The sequence below is a fragment of the Candidatus Binatia bacterium genome (assembly GCA_035631035.1).
Classification (GTDB): Bacteria; Eisenbacteria; RBG-16-71-46; order SZUA-252; family SZUA-252; genus DASQJL01.
In genome coordinates this window covers 1-15,578 of sequence record DASQJL010000126.1, presented here as the reverse complement: position 1 = coordinate 15,578, position 15,578 = coordinate 1, and the positions used below count along the sequence as shown (strand labels likewise).

Annotated in this window: 14 protein-coding genes; 8 read left to right on the top strand and 6 right to left on the bottom strand. The window is 70.2% G+C overall.

Going from position 1 to position 15,578, the window contains the following annotated elements:
- Positions 1-71: 71 nt before the first annotated feature.
- Positions 72-578, bottom strand: coding sequence for a metallophosphoesterase family protein (locus VE326_14535; GenBank protein ID HYJ34423.1), 507 nt, complete (start codon positions 576-578; stop codon positions 72-74).
- Positions 579-883: 305 nt separating this feature from the next.
- Between VE326_14535 and VE326_14530 the strand changes: the two genes are divergently transcribed.
- The 5 genes from VE326_14530 (at position 884) to VE326_14510 (ending at position 8,653) form a co-directional block, all read left to right on the top strand.
- Entirely contained in the window at positions 884-2,659 is a 1,776-nt protein-coding gene (locus VE326_14530) for an autotransporter assembly complex family protein (protein ID HYJ34422.1), read from the top strand.
- Positions 2,656-6,438: a translocation/assembly module TamB domain-containing protein gene (locus tag VE326_14525; GenBank protein ID HYJ34421.1), complete on the top strand. Its 3,783-nt coding sequence runs from the start codon at positions 2,656-2,658 to the stop codon at positions 6,436-6,438. Before VE326_14530 ends, VE326_14525 begins: the two co-directional genes overlap by 4 nt.
- 118 nt (positions 6,439-6,556) lie before the next feature.
- The gene (locus tag VE326_14520; protein HYJ34420.1) at positions 6,557-7,318 is read left to right on the top strand and encodes a hypothetical protein; all 762 of its coding nucleotides are present in this window, start codon (positions 6,557-6,559) and stop codon (positions 7,316-7,318) included.
- A gap of 62 nt (positions 7,319-7,380) precedes the next feature.
- Complete coding sequence (locus VE326_14515; GenBank protein HYJ34419.1) at positions 7,381-8,130, top strand: hypothetical protein; 750 nt, start codon at positions 7,381-7,383, stop codon at positions 8,128-8,130.
- A 100-nt stretch (positions 8,131-8,230) separates the two neighbouring features.
- Positions 8,231-8,653 (top strand): SRPBCC family protein, encoded by a 423-nt coding sequence (locus tag VE326_14510; GenBank protein HYJ34418.1) that lies wholly within the window; start codon positions 8,231-8,233, stop codon positions 8,651-8,653.
- Between the two features lie 67 nt (positions 8,654-8,720).
- Here VE326_14510 and VE326_14505 read toward each other — a convergent pair whose 3' ends face one another.
- From VE326_14505 to VE326_14495, 3 genes are all read right to left on the bottom strand, one after another.
- The gene (locus tag VE326_14505) at positions 8,721-9,611 is read right to left on the bottom strand and encodes an MBL fold metallo-hydrolase (protein HYJ34417.1); all 891 of its coding nucleotides are present in this window, start codon (positions 9,609-9,611) and stop codon (positions 8,721-8,723) included.
- A gap of 181 nt (positions 9,612-9,792) precedes the next feature.
- The gene (locus tag VE326_14500; protein ID HYJ34416.1) at positions 9,793-11,151 is read right to left on the bottom strand and encodes a kelch repeat-containing protein; all 1,359 of its coding nucleotides are present in this window, start codon (positions 11,149-11,151) and stop codon (positions 9,793-9,795) included.
- Between the two features lie 255 nt (positions 11,152-11,406).
- Positions 11,407-12,645 (bottom strand): NAD(P)-binding domain-containing protein, encoded by a 1,239-nt coding sequence (locus VE326_14495; GenBank protein ID HYJ34415.1) that lies wholly within the window; start codon positions 12,643-12,645, stop codon positions 11,407-11,409.
- A 23-nt stretch (positions 12,646-12,668) separates the two neighbouring features.
- On the opposite strand from VE326_14495, the gene VE326_14490 reads away from it, so the two are divergent.
- Both VE326_14490 and VE326_14485 read left to right on the top strand, forming a co-directional pair.
- Positions 12,669-13,568 (top strand): DUF5996 family protein, encoded by a 900-nt coding sequence (locus VE326_14490; GenBank protein ID HYJ34414.1) that lies wholly within the window; start codon positions 12,669-12,671, stop codon positions 13,566-13,568.
- Positions 13,569-13,573: 5 nt separating this feature from the next.
- On the top strand, positions 13,574-13,840 hold the full coding sequence (locus VE326_14485; protein HYJ34413.1) for a UBP-type zinc finger domain-containing protein: 267 nt from the start codon (positions 13,574-13,576) through the stop codon (positions 13,838-13,840).
- A gap of 6 nt (positions 13,841-13,846) precedes the next feature.
- Here VE326_14485 and VE326_14480 read toward each other — a convergent pair whose 3' ends face one another.
- Together VE326_14480 and VE326_14475 are read right to left on the bottom strand one after the other, a co-directional pair.
- A complete protein-coding gene (locus tag VE326_14480) occupies positions 13,847-14,383 on the bottom strand; it encodes a GNAT family N-acetyltransferase (GenBank protein ID HYJ34412.1) in 537 nt (178 codons plus the stop codon).
- A gap of 83 nt (positions 14,384-14,466) precedes the next feature.
- The gene (locus tag VE326_14475; protein HYJ34411.1) at positions 14,467-15,150 is read right to left on the bottom strand and encodes a hypothetical protein; all 684 of its coding nucleotides are present in this window, start codon (positions 15,148-15,150) and stop codon (positions 14,467-14,469) included.
- A 166-nt stretch (positions 15,151-15,316) separates the two neighbouring features.
- On the opposite strand from VE326_14475, the gene VE326_14470 reads away from it, so the two are divergent.
- Positions 15,317-15,578 (top strand): methyltransferase domain-containing protein (locus tag VE326_14470; protein HYJ34410.1); only part of this gene is annotated, 262 nt, incomplete at its 3' end.

The following is a 15,578-nucleotide window of genomic DNA, read 5'->3' as shown; positions in this document are numbered from 1 at the left end:
GAGGTCCGTTCGAAGGTGGTCTTGATTCGGCCCTAGCGTCGCGGGGCAGCTGGGCGCCTCCGCCCCTCGATCTACGGCGCGATCGGAAGCTCGATGATCGCGGCGCTCGGCGCACCATCCACCACCGTCAGCATGGCGATCGACACGGGCAGGTCAAAGCGCCTGGGCCCGGCGCTCCCGGGATTGAGATAGAGCACGCCGTCCTTTTCGCGAATCACGGGAGCGTGCGTATGCCCGCTCACCACCACGCCGAATCCTGCCGCTCTCGGGTTCAGGTCCAGCTGGGCCAGGTCGTGGAGCACGTAGATCGAAGCGCCGCCCGCATCGAGAATCGCCGTGGAGGGCAGGTCGCGGATAAGCGCGCCTCGGTCGACGTTCCCGTGAACCGCCGTCACCGGCGCGATCCCACGCAGCTCCTCGAGGATGTCGGGACGGCCCACGTCTCCGGCGTGCACGATCGCCTCGACGCCGCGCAGCGCCTCGAGCGCCTCCGGGCGGAGGAGCCCGTGCGTATCGGAGATGACGCCGATCAGCGTACGGCCGCCCGCTCGCGCATCGGCCGGAGCGCCTCGCCCCACGCGATCATCTGGTCGAGCATCATGGTCCGCTCCTTCCGTGGTACGGCTACCCCCGGTCGCGGCGTTTCGATGCCGCCGCCCGCTCTCTGGTCGCAGGGATCCCGCCTGCCTCCCTTGGTCTCTGTAAAACGTACACGGATTCGTTCGGTTCGAGCCGCCCCGCTGCCGGCATCCCGGCGATGCCCCCGCTAAGTGGCGTAAGCCGAGCCTCGAAGGGCCGTTCGTTGGACCGGCACGGTGCTGGCTAATACGAGGAGCTTTTCACCGGATTCCCCACGCCGGCACTCGCCGATTCGAAAGGAACGATGCTCCGACCCTTCGCAGCCCTCTGCGCCGCGCTGCTCCTGGCCCCGCTGCCCGTCGGCGCCGCCACGGTTCCGGCCGATTCGGCCGCGACGCGGTCGAGCGCCAGGACCCCCTCGGTCAGGGTGGAGGTGCTCGGGCTGAGCGGCACCCTCAAGAAGAACGTCCTCGCCTCGCTCAGCATCGCCGACAAGAAGCAGCGGAAGAAGGCCAACGAAGAGGTGATCCGGCACCTTCACGCGCGCGCCGACGAAGAGATCCGCCGCGCCCTCCAGCCGTTCGGCTACTACCGGCCCCTCATCCAGTCGGAGCTGATCACGCAGAACCGCTGGACCGCGCGCTACACGGTCGACCACGGCCCCGCCATTCTGCTCGACTCGGTGCTCGTGGACGTGACGGGCGAGGGGGAGAACGATCCCCGCTACCAGAAGATCCTCCGCGACTTTCCGCTCCACAAGGGCGACGTCCTGATCCAGCCGTCGTACGACCTGGCCAAGGCGACGTTCGAGACCGCGGCCGCCGAAGGCGGCTACCTCGACGCGCATTTTCTCGCGAGCCGGATCGACGTGGACCTGGAGCGCTACGCGGCGGCGATCGTGATCCGGTACGACACCGGCCCCAGGCACTACTTCGGGGAGGTCTCCTTCGACAAGGACGTCATCCAGGAGCAGATGCTCCACGACTTCGTCACCTTCCACCCCGGCGACGTCTTCGATTTCCGGAAGCTCCTCCAGCTCCAGACCGACCTGAGCAGCACCGGCTACTTCACGAAGGTCGAGGTGGCCCCGGGCGAGGAGGCCACCGGCCATCGCGTGGTGCCGATCGGGGTGAGCCTGGCGCCGGCGAAGAAGCTCCGGTTCACGGGCGGGGTCGGATACGGCACGGACGACGGGGCGCGCGTGCGGCTCCTGACCGAGATGCGCCGGCTGAATCGCGCGGGCCATCGCGCGCAGATCGATCTCCAGTACGGATCGCGCGACCGGCACGCGATCGGTCAGTACTTCATCCCCTGGCCGCATCCCCGCACCGACCTGCTCACCCTCTCCACCGGGTACCAGGAGCTGGCCACCGCGACGTTCCACAGCAAGGTCTTCCGCAGCGGCGTCAGCGAAAGCCGCCTGCTCGGGAAGTGGCGCGTGATCCCGGCCCTCAACTACCGGCGCGAGAACTTCCAGGTCGGCGTGGACAGCGGCATCGTGAAGACGCTGGTCCCCGAGGGCACCTGGAGCCGCGTCCGGGCCGACGACGCCATCTTCACGAAGAACGGCGACCGTCTCTCGCTGAACGCGCGGCTGGCCGACCGGCGGGTCGTCTCGGACGTCTCCTTCCAGCAGGTGCGCGGCGACGCGAAGCTGATCCACGCCTTCGGTCCCAGGACCCGCGGCATCGCCCGCATCGAGGCGGGAGGCACGCACACGAACGACTTCCGCATGCTGCCCCCCTCCCTTCGCTTCTTCGCGGGCGGAACGAACAGCGTGCGCGGCTACAGCTATAACAGCCTGGGCCCGCGCGACGAGCTGCGCCACGTGATCGGCGGCCGCTACCTCCTCACCGGCAGCCTCGAGCTGAACCAGTTCTTCCTGCCCCGGTGGGGCGGCGCGATCTTCTTCGACGCGGGCAACGCCATGAACTCGTGGCGCCTTCCGGCCAAGCGTGGCGCGGGCTTCGGACTCCGGTGGCTCTCGCCGGCCGGCCTCGTTCGCGCCGACGTCGCCTGGGGTCTGGACCGGCGGGGCACCCCGGTCCAGGTGCACCTGGCGATGGGAGCCGAGCTGTGACCCCGCGCCGGCGGAAGGTCCTCATCGCGGGATTGTCGGTGGTCGCGCTCGCCACGCTGGTTCTCGCCGGGACCTGGTGGCTCTTCTTCACGCAGCCCGGGGCGAAGTGGGGGTTCGAGCGGCTTGGGAGTTTCTTCCCCGGGCGGCTCGACGTGCGCGACATGACCGGCCCCCTGCGCGGTCCCCTGATCGTCCGCCACTTCACCTACCGTAACGACCGCCTGGCCATCACGGCCGACAGCGTCTTCATCGACTGGCGCCTGCGCGAGCTGTGGCGGCGCCGCCTGGACATCCACAGCCTCTACGCCAAGAACGCGCGCGTCGTCGTCGGCGGACCCGGAGACACCCCCCAGGCGGAGGATTCGCTGCGCGGGCTGCCCGATCTCAACCTGCCGGTGACCGTCATCGTGCGGAACGGCGTCGTGAACGGACTGACCCTCGCGCGTCCCGGAAGCGACTCCGGTCTGGTGATCGACCAGGTGCGACTGGACGCGCGAAGCATGCGCCGCGACAGCCTTCGCGTGAACGCGCTCATGGTCCGTTCCCGAACGATCGACCTGGACTTCTCCGGGTCGGCCCTCCCGCGCGGCGCCTACCCGCTGGCGCTCCGCGGGACGTGGACCTACCGTCCCGCCGGCAGCGCCGTCGTCCACGGCGACGGAATCCTCTCCGGCACGCTGGAGCGGCTCCGCGTCCACCAGACCCTGAGCGGCCCGCTGGACGCGCGGGTGGACGTCACGCTGCTCCGTCCGCTGCGCCGCCAGGTGGGCTTCCAGGGAGACGTGGAGTTCGCGCGTCTCACACCCCGCGACTTCGGACCCGCCTGGCCGCAGGGGACCTTCGAGGGGCACGTCGCCTTGGACGGGGACACGCGGGCGGCAGGCATGCAGGGGCGCGTCCGCGGGACGACGGAGGCGCTCGGCCCCACCGCCGCGGACTTCCGCGTGCGCCGCCTCGAGCGCGGCGACTGGCAGATCGACGACTTCGTCCTGACGCAGCCGGGCGCGCCGGGCCGCGTGACGGCGCGCGGCACCGTCTCGGGGGACTCCGCCAACGCCCGATTCGATCTCCGGACCGAGTGGGCCGCGATGGGATGGCCGCTGCGCGGGCAGCGCTGGGTGGAGAGCGAGCGCGGCTCGGCACGCGTCCGGGGCACCCTGGCCGATTTCGACCTCCACTCCGAGGCGCTGCTCTCCGGGCGGAACGTTCCCCCGGGACGCTGGACGCTGGATGGGCGCGGCGGTAACGGACGACTCGCGGTGCGAACGGTGATCGCGAACCTCCTCGGCGGGAGGATCACGGGGACCGGCTCGGTCGCCTGGCAGCCCGGCGTGAGCTGGCGGCTCACGTTCGACGGACGCGGCATCGATCCCGGCACGGTGTGGAGGGCGTATCCCGGCCGGCTGGACTTCGCCGGGCGGAGCGAAGGGGTGAACACTCCGGCGGGACCGAGCGGCCGGATTCTCGTGAGCCGGCTCAGCGGCTCCGTTCGCAATCAGCCGGTCACGGCGGTCGGCACGCTCGTCGCCAATCGCGGCCAGTATCGTCTCGACCGCGCGTCGGCCACGTGGGGGCCGGACACGGTCCAGGCGAGCGGCGCCTTCGGCCGTTCCTTCGATCTCGCCTGGAGGGTGAGCGCGCCCAGGCTTGGCGCCGTGCTGGCGCAGGCGAGCGGTTCGCTGGAGGGGAAGGGCACGGTCCGGGGCACGAGAGCTCGTCCGCACATCGCGGGGACCGTCACCGGCGACTCGCTCTTCTTCGCCAATGCGCGCGCCGGGGCGCTTCGCGCCGACGGTGACGTGGACCTCCGGCCGGGAGGCATCGTCCGTCTGGACCTCGCGGCGAGCCGTGTGAGCGCGGGGACGCACGCCGCCGAGCGGCTGATCGTCACCGCGCGCGGCACCCGCGAGCGGCACGAGTGGCGCGCTTCGGCGGCCGGACGCGCCGACAGCACCGTCGCCGTGCTCGCGGGGGGATTCGGAGCGGAGGGCTGGCGCGGCACGGTCACGCGGCTGGACCTGGTGAATCCCCGTTCGGGGAACTGGTCGCTCGCCGCTCCCGCGCGCCTCACCGCCGTGAACGGGCGGGTCGCGGTCACGAACTTCACCTGGCAGTCGGGGACCTCGCGCATCGTCGCCGCCGCGGACTGGGAACGGCGCGGCCCCTGGCACGTGGACGCGCGGCTGGAGCAGGTCAACCTGGCGCTGCTCCAGCCCGGCCTTCCGCCCCGGCTCCGCCTGAACGGCACGATGGCCGGCCACATCGGCGCGCACGGGACCGCCGAGGGGCAGCTCTTCGCGGACGTGGACGTCGTCCCCGGTCCCGGCGAGATCCTCCACGAGACTGCGGACGGTCGCTGGGTGCCGACGCGCTTCGAGAACGCGCGCGTCCGCGCCACCGCGGACGGGCGTCGCGTGCAGACCACGCTCGCCGCCGATCTCGTCAACGTGGGGACGGTCCGGGGAAACCTCGGGTGGCCCGCGTACGGGTCGTTCGCCGAAGGAACGTCGCGTCCCCTCGACGGCCGGCTCGCCCTCCATCTCCGCGACCTGTCGCTGGCGCAGGGGCTGACCCCCGAGGTCGACGCCACCTCGGGCACGCTCGACGCCGACCTCGCGATCGCCGGCACGGTGCAGCGCCCCTTCCTCTACGGACCGCTCACGCTTCGAAACGGCAGCGCGAACCTGCCCCGCTACGGGCTCCAGCTCCGCGACATGAACGTCGAGGGGCGGGGAAGCCCCGGCGGCGCGATCGAGCTGCACGGCTCCGTGCGGTCGGGCTCCGGCACGCTCGCCATCGACGGCACCGCCGCGGTGGCGCGCGGAGCGCGTCCGGTGGCGACGGTCACGGTGAAGGGAAGCCGCGTGCAGGCGATGAACACCCGCGACATGCAGGTCGTGGCCTCCCCCGATCTCAAGTTCGCCCTGAACGGAAACCGGCTCGACATCACGGGGGAGGTGGACGTTCCCGAAGGGACCATCACGATGGGGCGGGCCGACGAGCGCCGCCTGATCAAGACGTCGCCCGACGTGGTCTTCACGGGCGCCGACACCCTGCAGGCGACCCCCACCGAGGTGCACACGCGCGTGCGGCTGGTCCTGGGGGACAAGGTGCGCGTGACCGGATTCGGCCTCGACGTGCGGCCGACCGGCAGCGTCCTCGCGATCGACGCTCCCGGGCTGCCGACGCTGGGGAACGGCCGGCTGGACATCAAGGACGGCAGGTACCACATCTACGGCCAGGATCTCGCCGTGGAGACGGGGAGCCTCATCTTCGCCGGGGGGCCGATCACCAATCCCGCCGTGCGGGCCCGCGCCACGCGCACCGCGGCCGACGGAACCGTCGCCGGATTCAACGTCAGCGGGACCGTCGTGAAGCCCGAGGTGCAGGTCTTCTCCGAGCCGGCAATGGGACAGAGCGAGGCGCTCTCCTACATCATGTTCGGGAAGCCGATCGAATCGGCCAACCTCTCGGAAGGGCAGATGGCGAGCACGCTGGCCTCCACCATGGGCGTGCCCGGGACCAACCTGATCGCGCAGGGGGTCGCCTCGCAGCTGGGGATCGAGCAGGCGCGCCTGGACGTGGGCACCTCGATCCAGAACACGTCCCTCTCCCTGGGCACCCATCTCTCGCCCAAGCTCTACGTCAGCGCCGGCATGGACGTCTTCCAGTCCACCTCCTCGCTGCGCCTCCGCTACATCCTCAACCGCATCTTCACGATCGAGGCCGAGACCGCCCGCCAGAACCGGGTCGACATCCTGTACACCGTCGAGCCCTGACTTTTCGCTCAAGAACGCCCCGGATACCGCCGATAACGGCAAGGTGCCGCCTCGCCGCGGCACGTCCCGGGCGTCGGGGCCCGGGGACGTCGGCGAGCGCGTTCCCAGCGAGCCCACGATGCGACGACTTGCTCCGCCAACCGGCTCCACGCTGCTCCTGTTTTGCGCCGCGCTCCTTGCGGGCGGACGCTTCGGCTCCGCCTGCGCTTCGCCCCTGAGCGCGGGCGCCGGCCTGGACCGGCAATCGGGACCCGGCGGCCAGACCTACACCGCGGGTCTTCTCTTCGGCACGGTGTCCGTGCCGCTGGCCGACGCCACGGTCGCCCTCATCCGGTACGACGACTCGGTCACGGGCTATGGGAACGCGCTCTTCGCGAACGCGGGGATCGGGGTGCCGGGGCTCGCGCGGATCCGCGCGATCGGCGCCCGCTCCCTGGGTGACGCCGGCTATCGCGCCTGGAAGCTGCGCGCCGGTCCCGAGTGGTCGCTCGGCCTGGTCACGGCCGGCGTGTACGGACTGCACCAGGAGGACAACGCGTCGGCCCGGCTGAACGCGGTCGGCCTCGAGGTCGGCACGTCCGTCGTTCCGGGCCTCGCCCTGCAGGCCGGCGGCATGGCCGGCAAGCGCGAGGGCGACGCCAACGCGTCGCAGGCGAGCGGGTCGTTCGTCTGGGCTGCGCTCTCCCACGTTCAGATCCTCGGCGAGCTGGACGTCGGCCGGGGCGTGGCCAGCTCGACGACCTCCACGTCGGGAGGCGGCCCGCTGCACCGGCTGCCGCTCGCGGGAGGACTGGGCGCGGGTGCGCCCGGCGAGCGCACCGTGACCGACACCAGTACCGAGACGGTTGGACTTCTGGGCGTTCGATTCCTGATTCCGTGATCCGCTGAGGCGGAGCGCCCGGAAGAGACGGCGCCGCAAGGCGCATACGAAGGGAGGAATGGATGAGGCGAATCATCGTTCCGTCGCTCACCGCGGCACTGGTGCTGGCCTTCTCGGCGGTGGCCGCGGCGGAAGGGAACGACGCGAAACAGGGAGGGGTCGTCCCGCTAGGGGCGACGAGCGTGCCGGAGCCTGTTCCCGCCCAGACACAGACCACGACGAGCGGGGAGGCGACCACGACGGCGACCGCGACGGCGCCCAGCGGCGGCAAGGACGAGGCGCGGCTCAAGGCGATCCGGGATCGGGCCGCGAAGATGCCCGCCACCGATCGCGAGGAGATCCAGAAGAAGCTGGAGGGGAACATCAAGGACGTGGACGTCGAGGCCGTCGCGAACGGCGACGCCACGGTCGCGGACCGCTTCGCGGCGGAATTCGGAGTGACCTCCGAAGCGCTGCTCGCCGAGCGGACGCAGTACAACGTGGGTTGGGGTGAGGTGATGATCGCGCACACGCTCCTCGCGAACGCGCCGAGCGGAACGACGATCGACCAGCTGTACTCGCTCCATGCGGACGGGATGGGTTGGGGCCAGGTCGCGTACGGCATGGGGCTTCGGGTCGGGAGCGTGGCGGCCGCCGTCAAGACCGAGACCATGGTCGCGAGGGGGACCATGAAGGCGGACGGCAAGCCGGCGAAGATCGGAGCGAACACGCGCGTGGCGTCCGCGGGCGGCGCGCATGCCGCGGCGGGCCAGACCCGCGCGGGAGCCGCGTCGAGCGCCGCCATGGGAGTCGGGGTCAAAGTGACGAAGTAGTCGTCTCGTCGAGAAGGAGTCATGCAAGCGGGGAGCCCACGGGCTCCCCGTTTCGTTTCCGCTTGTGCCTCCGCGTCCCGTTCGCTTCAATCCACCGCCCATGAAGATCGAGCGCGTCATCGAGATCGATGCGCCGCCGGATGCGGTGTGGCCCCACGTCGCCGACGTGGAGCGCTGGCGGGAATGGACCCCTTCCATCACCTCGATCGAGCCCCTCGATCCGGGCGGTCTCGCCGCCGGCTCCCGGTTTCGGGTGCTCCAGCCCAAGCTCCCGCCGGTCGTCTGGCGGGTCTCCTCCGTGGTCCCCGGACGGTCCTTCGAATGGGTCGCCCGGAGCCCGGGCATGACGAGCACGGGCCGCCACGTGGTGGAGCCGCGGCCCGGGGGCGGATCGCGGGTGACGCTGGCCGTGATCCAGGAGGGACTCCTGGGCGGCATCGTCGGGAGGATCCTCGCCCCGCTCAGCCGGAGCTATGTCGAGATGGAGGCCGAGGGGCTGAAGCGGCGTTCGGAGAAGGGGTAGCGGCGGAAAGCTCGCGTTACTGAAGAGGGCGATCTCGGCGCGGTTCGGCTCCGCTCACCGGCGCCGCCTAGCAGCCCGAGGAATCCCGGACCAGCCTCAGGGTGGGGCGGCTTGCATCCACCGGATCGGAGAGCGAGTCGTTCAACAGGACGCTCTGCCCGACCGCGAGTGGCAGGGCGAGCGGGCCCGCCATCTCCAGGAACTCCCGATGCCACCGGCGGCCGCGCCGCGCCGCCCTCCCGCCGTAGGCGCCCAGATGAAGGGGAACGACGGGAGGCGAGCCGAGCGCCTCGGCCGCGCGGAGCGCGTCGGCGGGACGCAGGTGGGCGTTCACGTTGAGGAGCGCGAGGTCGGGCTGGCAGCTCCGGCCGATCGTCTCGATGCCGGGGAAGTAGTCGGTGTCCCCGCTGTAGTAGACGGTGCCGTTCTCCGTCCGGATGACGTACCCCAGGGCGCGCCCGTCCGCCTCGGCGATGTGCGAGTAGCGGCCGCCCGGATGATCGGCCGGCACCGCCATGATCGACGCGCCTCGGATGGTGTACTCGTCGCCCACTCGCATCACCCGCACCCTGGGACCCAGGCCGCGTACGTATCTCTCCGAAGGCGGCGGGCAGAGGATGGTCGCGCGCTTGGGAAAGCGAGCCAGCGTGCGGGGCTGCAGATGATCGGAGTGGGCGTGCGAGATCAGGATGACGCGGGTCGCTTCGTAGGCGCTGGGAGGAGGCGAGGGAATCCGCCTGCCGTTGAGCGGCGAGTAGCGGCGGCCGAAGACGGGATCGGTCACGATCCCACGTCCTCGCACGTCGATGTAGACGCAGGCATGGCCCCAGAAGGTCACCGCCTCGCCCGGGGGTTCCGAATACAGCTCCGGATCGTGTCGGGGCTGTGCGAAGAGCGTATATGGGTCCTGGTTGAAGGCGGCCAGGATGCCGGCGAGGGCTGTCTTCAGAGGGGACATTTCGTTATGAAACACCTCCGCCGCCCGGTTTCTCCTCTGGCCCGATGCGACCGTCCGGTTTCCTCCGACGGGCATCGCGGCCAGCGCGCCGCGATCGGCTCCAGGCAGCGGCGCTCTCCCTGTCCCTCTTACTACTTTCGGGCGCCGCCCCGCAAAGCATTACTGGAAATTGCAGGTTGAGCTATCGAACCAGCACCACCCTCCTCGTCAACACGCGTCCCTCCGCCGTGAGCCGCACGTAGTAGATCCCCGATGCCGAGCGGCGCGACGTACCGCCGGCCCAGTCCACCTCGTGCTCACCCGCCGGGTAGCGCCCCTGGACGAGCGTCGCGACGCGCCGGCCGAGGGAGTCGACCATGTCGATCCGCACGTCCGCGTCGCGGGTCAGCGTGAAACTCATGCGGGTCTCATGACGGGCCGGGTTGGACGAGAGCAGGCGTAGATCGACGCTGGACGGCGCCTGCGCCGCGGCGGCCGGTTTTTCGGGACCGTAGCGGAAGAGCCAGAACTTCCCGCTCTGGTTCATCACGAAGACGTCGTTGACCGGGTCGTAGTCCATGTCCTCGGCGTAGTTCACCAGGGGATCCGGAGACGTCGCCGGCGAGAGCTTCTCCCAGGTCCGGCGGTCGGGATGGAGCACCCACGTGTCCGTGAGCGCCGCGTTCGAGCCGGTGACGCCGCCCCAGAGGAGCACGACGTCATGCGTGGAGTCGTAGGCCATGTTGGCAAAGCGGCGCGGACTGGGGGACTCTCCCGAAACGGCGACCTGGACCCAGGTGTTCGCGCGCGCGTCGTACTGCCACAGCTCGTTCGTCGGCTGCCCGTTGATCGCGCCGCCGAACATCCAGGTGACGCGGCGCTCCGGATCGAACGTGAGCGTCTGGCCGGCGCGCGGCGCCGGGACCGTCACCGGCGCGACGTCGGTCCAGAGCTCGCTCTTCAGGTCGAACACGTAGGTCTTGTCCCCGTCGTGGTAGCCCCGGTCCGATCCGCCGAAGAGGACGAGCTTCTCCAGGAAGGGATCGTAGGCCATCGCCTGCTCGAAGACGGTGAAGGGGTGCGGACCCGCGATCTGCCGCCAGGCGTGCCGCGCGAAGGAGTAGCTCCACATGTCGCCGATGTAGCCGTCGGGGATGTTGCTGTTGGCGCCGGACCAGAGATAGACGGCGTCGTGGGAGGCGACATAGACGATGCACGCATAGGAGTGACGGTCGTAGGGCGTGGGGTCGTCGGTGTTCTCCGGAAGGGGCCCGGTGCCGGTGCTGGTGTGGGTCCAGTGATCCAGCTTCTCCAGGGAGAGCTGGTTCTTCACCGGGTCGTAGCTCCAGAGGGAGTTCGCGTAGATGTTGCCGAGCGGATACACCGGCGGCTCGTTGTAGCCGTCGAAGAGGACCATCTGCTGGTTCACCGAATCGTAGCGCAGGTGGTTCCACCCCCGTCCCTGGTAGGTGCCTCCCAGTCCCGAGGGGAGGACCTGCGTCGGCGCCGCCTGAGCGACCCACGTATTGGCCGGGATCGAGAGCGCGAGGGCGGACGGCACGGGGAAGAGAGCGAACGGCGATGCGAGCGCGAACAGAACGAACAGCGATGCTATCGAAAGCGGCGCTCCAGGAAACGACGGAGGAAGGCGCCTGAGCGAGGGCAAGATGTCCATGGCGGAGCTCCTTGCGTGGATCCGTTGCGGCGATTTCCAAGCGGCCGGTGCTGCGGGCCAATCCATAAAGGATACCGGGAATGGCGGCCGAACAGGCGGGCCTACATTTCAGATGAGGATAGTGCCATAACCAACAGGCACTTAGCTATTTGCTAGCATCGAGGCAACGTGATCGGCATCCTCGCCGACGCCCAGCAGCAGCGCGGACTTCCGCTTGTGCAGCCAGTGGAGGCCGACGAAGTAGAGCCCGGGCACCGGCGAGGCGCCGCGCTGCTGGAGCGGCCACCCCTGGGCATCGTGCTCGACGCCCTCGATCCAGGAGTGGTCCGGCCGGAACCCGTTCGCCCAGATGACGGCGCCCACGCCGGCCTCGCGCAGGTCGAGCTCACGAAGCTCCGGGGGCATCACCGGTTCATCGGCGGGCTCGGGGTCGGGCAGCTCGAGACCTGCCGTCGCGGCGACGCCGTCGGCCATCTTCCGGAACGCCGCGATGAACTCGTCGCCGGCCGCGAGATTCTGGCTCAGCCCTTCGCCCAGGCGCAGCACGGGTCCCTCGATCGCCTCGACCCTCCCCAGCAGCACGGCTCCGTGGCGCGCGAGCCACCGCGGATTGCAGTCATGCCCGCCGTCGTTCCCGGACACGGGCGTGTTGCACCCCAGCCGCGCCGCCGGCGACGGGAGCGTGTCCACGGTCTGGTCGGCGAGCCCCGAGTCGACCATCCAGCGCATCAGCTCGCGCCCCCGATAACGCCGCGGGAGCCAGGGGCAGCGGCCGACCGCGAGATAGACGCCCCGTCCGGCAAGAAGCAACTCCTCGGCGATCTGGCATCCCGACTGGCCGCTGCCGACGATCACGACGGCCCCGTCCGGGAGTAGAGACGGCCTCTTGTACTCGCTGGTGTGGAGGCTGGCGATCCCGGGCGGGAGCTGGCGGGCGAGCGGCGCCGGCGTGGGGCGCTGATACGCCCCGGCGGCCACGATCACCCGGCGGGACGATACGGCTCCGGAGGGCGTTTCCACGAGGAAACGATCTCCTTGCCGGCGCACGCGCGTGACGGGCGTCTGCTCCCGGACGGGCGCGCCGAAGCTCTTCGCGTAGCGCTCGAGGTAGGTGATCGTCTCCCGGAGGGACGCGAATGCGTCCGGCTCGGGGCCGTCGTAGACGAAGCCGGGAAGCTGGAGCGCCCAGTTGGGCGTGTTGAGGTAGAAGCCATCCCAGCGCTCCGACCGCCACCGCTCGCCGACGCGCCCGCGCTCCAAGACCGTGTGCTCGATCCCGCGCCGGGTCAGGCACCAGCTCGCGGCGAGGCCGGCCTGTCCGGCGCCGATCACGACCGTGTCGATCCGTTCGGGCGCGCCTTCCCCCTTTCCTTCCGCCATGCGGGACAGTGTATCGTAGGCGCATGACGCGCACGGCAACCGAATGGCCCGCCCTGCCGCTGGACCGCTGGCGCGACACCTACGCCACGCTTCACCTGTGGACCCAGATCGCGGGAAAGATCTGCCTCGCGCTCACGCCGCGGATGAACCACTTCTGGAACATCGCGCTCCAGGTCACCCCGCGGGGCCTGGCCACGCCGACGATGACCGCGGGGGAACGGACCTTCACGATCACCTTCGACCTCGTGGCGCATCAGCTCCTGGTCGAGGTCTCGGACGGAACCGTGCGGACGATCCCGCTCGAGCCCCGCTCCGTGGCCGCGTTCTACCGCCAGCTGATGGACACCCTCCACGGACTGGGGATCGACGTCCGGATCTGGACGATGCCGGTCGAGATCCCGGAGCCGATCCGCTTCACCGAAGACGAGACCCATCACGCCTATGATCCCGCCTGCGCGAACGCGTTCCTCCGCGCGCTTCTCTCCATCAAGCCGGTGTTCCAGAGCTTCCGCTGCGATTTCGTGGGGAAGTGCAGCCCCGTGCATTTTTTCTGGGGGAGCTTCGACCTCGCGGTGACGCGCTTCTCCGGCCGCCGCGCGCCGGAGCGTCCCGGCGCCGACGCGATGACGCGCGAGTCGTATTCCCACGAGGTGATCAGCCACGGCTTCTGGCCGGGGAGCGGAGCGGTGCAGGAGGCGGCGTTCTATGCCTATGCGGTGCCGGCACCGGCGGGCTTCGACGCGGCGGCGGTGGAGCCCGCGTCCGCGTCCTACAACCAGGAGCTCGGCGAGTTCATCCTGCCCTACGAAGCGGTTCGCCGCTCGGCGGACCCGGTCGCGTCGCTCACGGCATTCCTGAACACCACCTACGAGGCCGGCGCCAAGCTCTCCGGCTGGGATCGCGACGAGCTGGAACGGAGGTAGAAGCCATGGACGAGGCGTGCGCCCATCTGAAGCAGATCCATGACGTGAAGCACCCGAAAGCGCGCCAATGCGACGAATGCGTGGCGATCGGCGCGCGATGGGTGCACCTGCGCACCTGCCAGCAGTGCGGGACCACCCTCTGCTGCGACTCCTCGCCGAACAAGCACGCGAGCAAGCACGCGCGGACGGTGCACCATCCCGTCGTGGCGTCGGCGGAGCCTGGAGAGCGGTGGCTCTACTGCTACCCCGACGAGTCCTACGTGGAGTACTGACCTTCTTCAGGCCGCATGGCTTGACGCTTCGTACGCGTAGAGCGGGATCTCCTCCGGCTCGCCGGGAAGGCGGATCATCCGCTCGAAGCGCATTCCGATCCGCTCGAGGATCCGGATGGAGCGGCGGTTCTCGGGGGAGACGATCGCGACGATCCGCGTGAGACCCTGCGATCGCACCCCGTAGTCGAGCACGGCCGCGGCCGCTTCGGTCGCGTAGCCCCGTCCGCGATGGCGCGCCAGGAAGGCAAATCCGATATCCACGTCGGCCAGCGAGTCCCGCCGGATGAGGCCGCAGGATCCCACGACCTCTCCGCCGTGCCGCAGCGTGACGACGTACATGCCGAACCCCACGCGGTCGTACTGGGCGAGGGTGCGGTCGCGAATGTAGGCGCGCGCGTCGTCGAGGGTCCGGACGCCACGGTCGCCGATGTGGCGGAGCCAGTCGGGGTCGTTCACCATCTCGAAGACGAAGGGGGCGTCCTCGAGCGTGAAACGGCGGAGCGCAAGACGAGGCGTTTCGAGGACGACGGTCGGGGGATGCACGCCGGAATCGTACAGGGCCCCCGCCCGCCGTTCCACACCAGCGCGTGCCGGCCTGCGTGGCGCCGCGCCGGATACCAGTAGCTCTAGTCCACGGGCTCGGCGATGCGCCGACCCTTGGCGTCGCGCAGGATGTCCCGCATCTCCCGATTCACCTGCTCCACCGCCTCGTGCAGCCGCGCTTTCGCCTCGTCGCGCCGCCGCGTGAGGTCCCGCTTCTCATCGGACGAAAGCTCGAACCCGCGATCCACCTCCTCGTCCGCCTCGAGTCGGGTCGTCACCCGGTCGAGCCTCCGCTCCAGGCGATCGGTCGGCTCGCCCTCCCGCTCGGCCCGGGCGATCTCCCTCCGGAGCTCCGCCTGCTCGCGCAAGAGCTCCGCCCGGCGCAGCTTCGGCCGCGCCTCGCTCATCGAGAGCTTCACCTGGGTTCGCGCGATCTCGCCGATCTCGCGTCCATACTGGCCGATCCGCTGCGTGGCGCGGCGGGCGCGCTCGACCATCGCGCGGTCGGTGATCACGTACCCGTCCTCGTCGTCCTCGATGTAGAGGAAGCGGTCCCCGAAGCGATCCTTGAGGTCCTGAAGCGTGGGATGGTCCAGCTGGCCCGACATGCTGGTGCTCTGCCCGTCCACGACGGCCCACGTGAAGTCGTCTCCGTCGTTTCCGTAGGCATAGCCGTGCTGCTTGGCGTGGGACTCGCCGCGGGCGAGCGAAAGAGCGGGGGCCGCGAGAACCAGGGCGGCCGATGCCGCCAGAGCCACAGCGCGCATGGGATGCATGACGTCTCCTCGATCGTGAGGGTTTCGAAAGGCTGCTCGCGTCATGCCCCTTAGACAGGCCGGGCGGCCGGAGCGTTGGACTCGCCGGGTTGACGGCGTCGGACATCGGTGGTGTCATTTCCGGCAACTCGAACCGACCCTGGATCCGGAGGCTCCGATGGACGCTTTGGCCCAATTCAAGGAGACCCAGCGGAAGAGCTGGGCGCACTTCGCCCCGCTGGAGGCCCTCACCACCCCCGCCGCCGCACGGCTCGTTCGCCATGCCGGCGTGCAGACCGGGCAGCGCGTGCTGGACGTGGCCTGCGGGACGGGGGTCGTGGCGGTGACCGCGGCGCGGCGCGGAGCCCGCGCCACCGGGCTCGATCTCACGCCCGAGCTGCTCGCGCGGGCGCGAGAGAATGCCCAGATCGCCGAGGTCG